Raw genomic sequence first — 9,470 nt, forward strand, 5'->3', positions numbered from 1 at the left:
CGCTCACCCCGCCTCGTCCGCGCCCTGTGCGCCCTCCGGGTCCGCCACCTCCGGCCCGGAGCCGGCCGGCGCTCCCTCGCAGGTGAACCGGGACTCCGCCCAGTCCGCGAGGGCGAGGTTGTCCTCGGCCGACCGCGGTTCCGCGACCAGCGTCACCGTCTTGCGCCCGTCCAGCCCGACTCGTACCGGAACCGCGGGGTCCCCGCCTTCCAGCCACGGCGAGCTCCACAGCGTGGCACCGTCGGCCCGTACCGAGAACCGGGCCTCGCCCAGACCCATCGTCAGGTCGTCGATCCCGACCAGCGCCTGGTACGCCGAGCAGGGCCGGTTCAGGTCGATGGTCACCGACGAGGCACCGTGCACGGTGACCCCGTCCGCGTACGGCGTTCCGCCGATCGACAGCCCCTGCCGCTGCCACACCCAACCGCTCTCGCCGGGCCGCATGCGCGGCTCCGTCGTGTCACCGAGGGGGGCGTACGCCAGCTTGCTCCAGCGGTACGTCTGCGGGGGCGGTGGGGGAGGCGGGGCTGGAGCGGGAGGTTCCGGCGTGGGTGACGGGGGTGCGGGTTCCGGGGTGGGCGACGGTGGCGGGGTCGGCGTGGGGGTGGGCGCCGGAGTCGGGGTGGGGGTCGGTTCCGGGGTGGGCTCCGGTGCGGGAGGAGGGGCCGGAGCGGGGGGCTCCGGCGCCGGGGAGGGCGGGGGTGGCTGGGGGGCGGCCGGCTGGGCGACCGGGGGTTTCTCGCGGGGCGGCTTCGCGGGGTCGCTGTCACCGATCAGGACGAGGGCCAGCGCGACCCCCGCCGTGACGGCCAGCGCCGTGCCGATCCCGATCTTGACCGGGGTGCTGGCCCCTTCCGCCGCAGCGCCGCCCGCCGCACCGCCGGAGGCGGCCGCCGAACCCGCTCCGGCCGCGCCCGCGGCACCGCCGCCGATCAGCGCCATCGCCTTCGCGTAACCCGCCGCGCCGAACCAGCCGATCACCGCCACCGGGACGACCGCCGGGATGCCCCCGGCGACTTCCTTGATCTGGAGCGCCGCCAACTGGCACCGCGAGCACTCCTTGAGGTGCTGGCGCAACCCCTGCTCGGCCCGCGCGCGCAACCCGCCCCGGGCGTACGCCCCGAGCCGGTCCGCGTACCGGGCGCACTCCTCGTCCCGGGTGAGCGCGGTGCTGACGTGGGCCTGGAGGTACGCCTGCTTCAGGCCCTCGCGGGCCCGGGAGGCGAGGACGCGGGTGCCGTTGGCGTCGAGCCCGAAGAGGGTCGCCACCTCGCTCGGCGACTCGTCCTCGACCTCGGTGTGCCACAGCACCGCCTGCCACCGCTCGGGCAGCGTCCGGAACGCGCGCATCGCCATCGACTGCTCGGCCTCGTGCATCGCGAGCACGTCCGCGCCGAGGTCGAGGGTGTCCTCGTCGGACACCTCGGCCGTCCGCGCGGCCTGCGCGGCGAAGACCGCGAAGTCCTCGACGAGCTGCTCGCGCCGGGCCGTACGCGTCCACCCCGCCGCGACCCGCCGCACCGTGGTGAGCAGGTAGGCACGGACCGCGTGGGTGGGCCCGGCGCCGCGCCGGACCGCCTGAAGGGTGCGGGCGAAGACCTCGGCGGTCAGGTCCTCCGCCGTGTGCGCGTCCCGGCAGCAGGTCCGCGCGTACCGCCGGACCGCCTCGGCGTGACGCCGGTACAACTCCTCGTACGCCCCGTCGTCGCCGCCGCGCATCCGGTGGACCAGCGCCGCGTCGGGCACCGGGCCGTCCGGGAGCGGCGCGGGCGACTCCGCCTCGGCGAGCGCCCGCCGTCGCTGCTCGGGTACGCCGGCGAGGTCGCCGGGGGCCGGGTCGCCGGGCGGATACGCCCCGCCGTCGGGAGCCGCCCGCGGTCCGACCCCGTCGCCTCCGCCCCCCTGAGCGGGCACCTGGCCCTGCTCGCACCCCTTGGACGTACCGCCGTTCGTCCGATCCGGACCGTCATCTTTCATGGCGGAAGCCCCCGCTGGCCGACCCCGTTAAACCTTGCGGCGAAAGCCTGGCACAGCCCGCTCACCCTGATCACTCACACGCATCCGGATCACCCGTCCGAGGGGCTTTCCCACTCGCCCCTACCCACCGCCCGACCAGGCAGGAGATCATGCGCCGCGCCGCCGGGGGAGACGTGCGGCAGCGCCCTTGCCGAGCTGCCGGATCACCTCGGCGCGGAGGGAAGACCAAGCAGGTTCGCCCGGGGCGCCCAGGATCCGTTCCGCGCTCCCCTGCCCCTCTGCGCATAGTGCGCGCGCCCAGGAGCCCTACGCCGGAACCGCGCCCGGCCCAGCGGACGAGCCACCCGTGCTCCACTCTCCCGCCCACCCGACCGAGGCCGGGGCGGCGCCCACCCGGCTCATCGGCTCAGACCGACCACAGACGAGCGAGCCTCGACCCGAAGGCGTCCCAAGCCACCCCGGCTCGGCAGGCCCCGGCTCACTTCGACCACACCTCCACCCCGACGCCAGGGCGCGTCGCCCGACAGGGCGAACCCGCACCCCAGCGAACGCCGTCCCGCCCGGGGCAGGGCGGGCCCCCGGGTCGGCAACCCCTCCACCTCAAGCAGGCCGCGACCGCAGCCCCTCCAGCAGAATCTCCAGCAGCCGCTCGGACGCCGCCGCCTGCTGCGCGGTGTCCGGAAGAGCGGGCGCGGCTGTGGCGATCACCAGCAGCACGTCCGCCACGGTCACGTCGGCCCGCAGCTCGCCCGCCTCGCGGGCCCGGTCGACCAGCCGCCCGACGACATCGAGCAGCGCCCCGGTCCCCGCCGACTCCTGCTCGGCGTCGGGCGCCTCCCGGGGCTCCACCAGACGGAGTTCGCCGGCCGCGCCGGGCTCGGCCTGCCGCTGCTGGGGCACCCGTGACGGGTCCCCGCCGGTCAGCGCCGTACCAACCTCGACCCGGAGCATCCGCGGCGGCAGCAGCCGCCCCGCGCCCGACTCGACCGAGGTCCGCAGGAACCGGGAGAGCGCCGACCACGCCTCGTCCTCCTGGCCGAGCGCCGCCCTCGCCTGGTCGGTCAGCCGGGCCGTCTCCTCCTCGGCGATCCGCCGGACCAGCACGTCCTTGCTGGGGAAGCGGCGGTAGACGGTGCCGACGCCGACCCGGGCGCGGCGCGCGACGTCCTCCATCGGCGCGCCGTACCCCAGCTCACCGAAGACCTCGCGGGCGGCGCGGAGTACATGCTCAAGGTTGCGCTGGGCGTCCACCCGCAAGGGTGCCGACCGGCCCGCCGGGCCGGCCGGAGTGGTTCTGGCTGCCGTCGACGTCGTCGCCGGCCACTGAGAGTCCTGAATATGCATGCGTTCCCCCGGTCATGGCGTCTCCCCCCGGAGACTCCCCGCCATTGTGAGTCGCGACGTCTGAGGAGCGGCCAGCCTGCGGGCGCCCCCCCCAGCACCCCGACGGTTCACGAACATAGTTGAGCCGGAGTCAATTCAGAAGAGGCCCGTTCCGGGCGTGGCGCGCACCGACCGGAGTACGCACCGGTTCACCCCGCAATGCACCCCCTGTGACCGCCGGTTACTGCCCGGCTGACCTGCGTAACTTTCAATTCGGCCAACCTCGGGGAGTTCTCCGGACGTCCCCGTCGTCCAGTCATACGAATCGTCGGGCCTGTGGACAAAGTCCGTCCGCCGATGCGTCATGGGAAGGTGAAGGCCTCGAAATCCCGGGACACGACCTCCGGCAGCGCACCGGCACGCATCCTCATCGTGGGCGGCGGCTGCGTCGGCATGTACACCGCCCTGCGGCTGCGCGCGAAGAGCAGACCACGGGAGACGGAGGTCGTCCTGGTCACCCCCGAGCCGTACATGACGTACCAGCCGTTCCTGCCGGAGGCCGCGGCCGGCTCCATCTCGCCCCGCCACGTGGTCGTGCCACTCCGGCGCGTCCTGCGCGGCTGCCGGCTGCTGGTCGGCGAGGCCCTCGCGGTCGACCACGCCGCGCGCACCGCCCTCGTCCGCACCAAGGCCACCGACGACGAGGGCGCCGGCCCGCTCGAAGTGCCGTACGACGAACTGGTCATGGCCCCCGGCTCGGTCTCGCGAACCCTGCCGGTCCCCGGCCTCGCCCACCACGGCATCGGCTTCAAGACGGTCGAGGAGGCCATCGGCCTGCGCAACCACGTCCTCGAACAGATGGACATCGCCTCCTCCACCCGTGATCCGGCCCTGCGCGACGCGGCCCTGACCTTCGTCTTCGTCGGCGGCGGCTACGCGGGCGTGGAGGCGCTCGGCGAGCTGGAGGACATGGCCCGGTACGCCACCCGGCACTACCACAACATCCAGCCCGCGGACCTGAAGTGGATCCTCGTCGAGGCAGCCGACCGGGTGCTGCCCGAGGTGGGGCCCGACATGGGCCGCTACACCCTGCGCGAGCTGCGCCGCCGCAAGGTCGACGTACGGCTCGGGACGCGCCTGGAGAGCTGCGAGCGCCGGGTGGCGGCGCTCAGCGACGGCTCCCGGCACCCCACCCGCACCCTGGTGTGGACCGCGGGCGTCAAACCCCACCCGCTCCTCTCCGCGACGGACCTGCCGCTCGACGCCCGGGGGCGGCTCCGCTGCACCCCCGAACTCTCGGTCGCCGGGGCCCCGCACGCCTGGGCGGCCGGGGACGCCGCCGCCGTGCCCGACCTCACCGTGGGCCCCGTCGTCCAGGAACCGGCCGCCGGAGCGGGCGCCCCAGCCGACACGGGCGACGGCTCCGACCCCGATTCCTCCGCGCGCCCCGCCGCACAACTCGGCGCGCGCGAGTGCGCCCCCAACGCTCAGCACGCCGTCCGCCAGGCCAAGGTGCTCGCCGACAACCTGCTGGCCTCGTTGCGCGGCGCCGACCTCCAGCCGTACCGGCACGCCCACGCCGGATCCGTCGCCTCCCTCGGACTGCACAAAGGCGTCGCGCACGTCTACGGACGCAAGCTGAAGGGCTACCCTGCCTGGCTCATGCACCGCGCCTACCACCTCGGCCGGCTCCCGACCTTCAACCGGAAGGCCCGCGTCCTGGCCGAGTGGACTCTCTCCGGCCTCTTCAAACGCGAAGTCGTCTCCCTCGGCTCCCTGGAGCATCCCCGTGCGGAGTTCGAACTCGCGGCCGGGAACAAGCGCCCGAACGAGTCCTCCTGACGACCACGCGGAACCCCCTTCGAACACCACGCGTCTGACGGAATCGACCGGGTCCGCCCGGCCGCACGTGTGACGATGGTCGGGCTCCGGACCGCCGGGCAACGCCCGGTCGTCACCTCCGACCGCGAACGGGCGACGCCCCACCGGAAGTGACACAACAGGCATGACCCAGCGCCCCGCCCCACCGGGAAGCACCCGTTCCGGCCCCGGCCCGGACCGGACCGCTCTCATCCGCCCCACCCCTCACACCCCGCACACGACAACACGAGGCGAGAATCGGTGAACTTCACGCGATGGAGCCCCCGGTTCCCCGGCGCCCAACGCCGCACCACCCGCCGCGCCGAAACCGGCGCCGTCCCGGCCGCCCGCGCGGGCACCGCCCCCACCGCCCCGGCCCCACGCCTCGACGACCTGCCCGTCCGCGCCGTCCTCGACCGCGTCCCGGCCCTGGTCGCCGTCCTCCAGGGCCCCGGCCACCACATCGCGTACGTCAACGACGCCTACACCGAGGCCTTCGGCGCCCGCCCCATCGGCAGCCCCGCCGACGAGACCATGCCCGAACTCGAGGAGCTGGGCCTCCTCCCCCTCCTCGACCAGGTGCTGCGCAGCGGCCGCCCCCGTACGGTCAAATCCCGCCGACTTCCCGGCGGCCGCTCGTACACCTTCACCTGCACCCCGGTCGCCGTCCCCACCTCCGACGGCGATCGCGCCGAACCGGCCACCGACACCACCGGCCCCGGCGAGAACGGCGTCCTCGTCTTCGCCGCCGACGTCACCGACCAGGCCGACGCCGCCGAACGCCTGCGTGCCAGTGAACGCCGCCAGCGCGAGACCGCCGTCACCCTCCAGCGCTCCCTCCTCCCGCAGGAACTCGAACAACCCGACGACCTGCGCATCGCCGCCACCTACCAGCCCGGCGGGGCCGACGCGGCGGTCGGCGGCGACTGGTACGACGTGATCACCCTCGGCGGCGGCCGCACCGCCCTGGTCATCGGCGACGTCATGGGCCGCGGTGTCCGCGCCGCCGCCGTCATGGGCCAGCTGCGCACCGCCGTCCGCGCCTACGCCCGCCTCGACCTGCCCCCGCACGAGGTCCTCCAGCTCCTCGACGGCCTCGCCACCGAGATCGACCCCAGCCAGATCGCCACCTGCGTCTACGCCGTCCACGACCCCAACGAGGGCCGCCTCGTCTACGCCTCCGCCGGCCACCTGCCCATCCTGGTACGCGACGAGCACGGCGCCATCCACCGAGCACCGGAACCCACCGGTCCGCCGCTCGGCACCGGCGGCTGGCTGCACACCTCCGACACCATCCCGCTCGCCCCCGGCTCCACCGCCGTCCTCTACACCGACGGCCTGGTCGAACGCCGCGACGCCGACATCGACGAGGGCCTCCACCTCCTAGAAGCCGCCCTCGCCGGAGCCACCGGCAGCCCCAAGGTCGTCTGCGACCGCCTGATGCGCGCCCTCGGCGTCACCGAGGCCCACGACGACGACGTCGCCGTCCTCGTCCTCCAGCACCCCGCCCGCACCGGCGGGGACGCCGAACTCTTCCGCAACGCCGCCCTCGACCTGCTCGGCGGCGTCGAGGCCGCGCCCCGCGCCCGCGCCTTCGCCTCCGGCGTCCTCACGAGCTGGCGGTTCCCGCCGGACCTCCACGACCTCGGCGTCCTGGCCGCCAGCGAACTCGTCGCCAACTCCCTCCAGCACGGCACGCCGCCGATGCGGCTCAGGCTGCGCAGGACCGACCGCCGCCTGATCATCGAGGTCACCGACGGCGACGACCACCTGCCGCGCCGCCGACGCGCGGACGCGGGCGACGAGGCGGGCCGCGGCATCGCGATCATCGCCACCATCGCGTCGAGCTGGGGCAGCAGACGCACCCCCGGCGGCGGCAAGTCCGTCTGGTGCGAATTCGCCCTGCCCACCGCCTGAGAAACACGAAAGCGCGCCCGCCCCCGGTAAGGGGACGGACGCGCTCCGTACAACGGCTACACGCGCGCCGGCGACTCCACCACGGCCGGTACGGTCTCCACAGCCTCCGGCTCGGCTTCCTCGGGCCGCCGCACCGCGACCACCCGGCTCCCCACCGGCTCCGGCTTGTCCTGGTGAGGCAGCAGCACCCGCCCCAGCTTCAGCGCCAGCACCGAGATCAGCAGCGAGAACAGCACGAACGTCACGATGTACGGCCCGTGCAGCGTCGCCGCCATGGGCCCGCCCACCGCGGGCCCCACGGCCAGCGCCAACTGCTTGACCAGCGCGAACGCCGAGTTGTACTGCCCCACCATCCGGGCCGGCGCCAGGTCCGCCACCAACGGCGCCACCGTCGGCGCCAACATCGCCTCACCGAGCCCGAAGAGCGCGTACGTCGAGATGAAGGCCGCCGTCGCCATGGCCTCGCTGCCGTGGCCGAGCCCGGCGTACCCGGCGGCCAGCCAGGCGACCGTCCAGATCAGCCCCACCAGCGCGACGACCCGGCTGCGCCGACGCCGCTCGACCAGCTTCAACACCGCGAACTGCGCGATCACGATCATCGCGGTGTTGGCCGCCAGCGCCACTCCGAGCGTCGACGGGGAGATCCCGGCCGCCTCGACGCCATAGGCGGAGAGGCCCGACTCGAACTGGCCGTAGCAGGCGAAGAACAGTACGAAGCCCAGCACGCAGAGCTGCACCATGGCGCGGTGCCGCAGCAGCGCCCGCATGCCACCGCCCCCGGCCGACGCCTCCGTACCGGGCGCCTGGTCCGTCACCACGGAGCTCTGCGGCAGCCGGACGGTCAGCGCGACCGCCGCCAGCACCAGGAACATCACCGCTTCGATCGAGAAGAGCAGCAGGAACGTCCCCGCCCGGTGCTCGTCCACGATCTGCCCGCCGATCAGTCCACCGGCGCCCAGCCCCAGGTTCTGCAGGAAGAACTGCATGGTGAAGGCACGGGTGCGGGTCAGCGGCGTGGAGCACCAGACGATCATCGTGGCGAGCGCCGGCTGGAGTACGGCCGTACCGGCGCCCAGCAGCGTCGCCGACAGCACCGCGGTCACCGCGGTGGAGGCGTACCCCAGGCACACCGCCCCGACGGCGCCCAGCAGCGAAGCGGCCAGCACGACGGGGACCGGCCCGCGCCGGTCGATCATCCGTCCCACCACAGGCAGGACGACCAGCGCCGCCATCGCGAACGCGGCGAGGACGAACCCCGCCGTGCCCGCGCCCAGCCCACGCACCTGTGCCACGTAGACATAGAGGAACGGAACCGTGAATCCGATGCCGAACGCAGCGAGGGCACTGCCCAGCTGAATCCTGTGCAGCGCCGCACCCATCGCCCTGGTCACTTTCACCTGCCTTAGATCCGTAAGACTTCAGAGCTAAACTTCGAAGCTAAACAGTACACGCCGAAGGACTTCAACGCCAAGGTGGGCCGTGTCATACTGCCGCCCATGGCCGACACCCCTGACGCCGAGCCGTCCATCGAGGAGCAGATCGCCGCCTACCAGCGGGAATTCCAGGACCTCGACCCCCAGGTGGAGCAGATCGTCTCGGCCCTGGGCCGTCTCAACCGACGGATGAACGTCGCGTACAACCGCCAGACGGCCACCCTCGACCTCACCAACGCCGAGTGGGAGGTCCTCAAAGCCCTCGTCCTTGCCGGCGCCCCGTACCGGCTCGGCCCGGGGGAGCTCGCCAAACGCCTGGGCCTCACCCCGGCCGCGATGACCCATCGCATCGACCGGATGGTCGCCGAGGGCCTGGTCACCCGCGACCGCGACGAGGCGAACCGGGTGCGGGTCATCGTGGAGATCACGGCCGAGGGTCGCGAGAAGTGGCTGGAAGCCATGCGGCTCGCCTCGGTCTTCGAGGAGGAGCTGCTCCAGGACCTGGACGACGGCGAGCGGAACAAGCTCGGCGAGGTGCTGACCCGGCTGCTTCGCAGGGTCGAGGACGCCCAGCCGGACGCCGAGGGCCGGCTCACCGACCTCGACTGAGACCGGCCGCCGTACGGGGTTGACACCCCCCGGGGCGATCCGTAAGGTACCCCGAGCTGCCACAGCCCGACAGGCGCTTCTGGCAGCGCCTCAGCCGCGCGAGCCGCGGCACTCCACACCCCAGCAAGATCCCTTCCGGGAAGTTCCCGGCACGCCGTCATGGCTGCCTGGAATTCACTTCCGGAACTGACGCGCCTCAGAACGGACCGCATCGGCCCGATTATGAGTTGCAGCGGGAATCCACTAGGGTTCTGGACGTCGGAACGGCCCAACAGCCGGGAAGGCAGAACCCGCTGACTGGGAATCAGGCCCGAAAGGATCTGATAGAGTCGGAACCGCCGGAAAGGGAAA

Annotated in this window: 6 protein-coding genes; 3 read left to right on the plus strand and 3 right to left on the minus strand. The window is 73.5% G+C overall.

Annotated features, from left to right (window positions below; genetic code table 11):
• Positions 1-3 precede the first annotated feature (3 nt).
• Together ACFWMZ_RS17830 and ACFWMZ_RS17835 are read right to left on the minus strand one after the other, a co-directional pair.
• A complete protein-coding gene (locus ACFWMZ_RS17830; RefSeq protein ID WP_383202532.1) occupies positions 4-1,977 on the minus strand; it encodes a sigma-70 family RNA polymerase sigma factor in 1,974 nt (657 codons plus the stop codon).
• A gap of 600 nt (positions 1,978-2,577) precedes the next feature.
• Entirely contained in the window at positions 2,578-3,228 is a 651-nt protein-coding gene (locus ACFWMZ_RS17835; RefSeq protein WP_383181231.1) for a TetR/AcrR family transcriptional regulator, read from the minus strand.
• Positions 3,229-3,657: 429 nt separating this feature from the next.
• Between ACFWMZ_RS17835 and ACFWMZ_RS17840 the strand changes: the two genes are divergently transcribed.
• Together ACFWMZ_RS17840 and ACFWMZ_RS17845 are read left to right on the plus strand one after the other, a co-directional pair.
• A complete protein-coding gene (locus ACFWMZ_RS17840; protein ID WP_383202535.1) occupies positions 3,658-5,142 on the plus strand; it encodes an NAD(P)/FAD-dependent oxidoreductase in 1,485 nt (494 codons plus the stop codon).
• 279 nt (positions 5,143-5,421) lie between these two features.
• Positions 5,422-7,077, plus strand: coding sequence for a SpoIIE family protein phosphatase (locus ACFWMZ_RS17845; RefSeq protein ID WP_383181226.1), 1,656 nt, complete (start codon positions 5,422-5,424; stop codon positions 7,075-7,077).
• 56 nt (positions 7,078-7,133) lie between these two features.
• Here ACFWMZ_RS17845 and ACFWMZ_RS17850 read toward each other — a convergent pair whose 3' ends face one another.
• Positions 7,134-8,456 (minus strand): MFS transporter, encoded by a 1,323-nt coding sequence (locus ACFWMZ_RS17850; protein ID WP_383181332.1) that lies wholly within the window; start codon positions 8,454-8,456, stop codon positions 7,134-7,136.
• A gap of 117 nt (positions 8,457-8,573) precedes the next feature.
• Between ACFWMZ_RS17850 and ACFWMZ_RS17855 the strand changes: the two genes are divergently transcribed.
• The gene (locus ACFWMZ_RS17855; protein WP_383181223.1) at positions 8,574-9,119 is read left to right on the plus strand and encodes a MarR family winged helix-turn-helix transcriptional regulator; all 546 of its coding nucleotides are present in this window, start codon (positions 8,574-8,576) and stop codon (positions 9,117-9,119) included.
• Positions 9,120-9,470: the final 351 nt, after the last annotated feature.

The sequence above is a fragment of the Streptomyces sp. NPDC058373 genome (genome assembly GCF_042723275.1).
Taxonomy (GTDB): Bacteria; Actinomycetota; Actinomycetes; order Streptomycetales; family Streptomycetaceae; genus Streptomyces.

Excerpts from the sequence above, each read along its gene's own strand:
- ACFWMZ_RS17830 (WP_383202532.1), bottom strand. The coding sequence starts at position 1,977 with ATGAAAGATGACGGTCCGGATCGGACGAACGGCGGTACGTCCAAGGGG.
- ACFWMZ_RS17850 (WP_383181332.1), bottom strand. The coding sequence starts at position 8,456 with ATGGGTGCGGCGCTGCACAGGATTCAGCTGGGCAGTGCCCTCGCTGCG.
- ACFWMZ_RS17855 (WP_383181223.1), top strand. The coding sequence starts at position 8,574 with ATGGCCGACACCCCTGACGCCGAGCCGTCCATCGAGGAGCAGATCGCC.
- ACFWMZ_RS17840 (WP_383202535.1), top strand. The coding sequence starts at position 3,658 with ATGCGTCATGGGAAGGTGAAGGCCTCGAAATCCCGGGACACGACCTCC.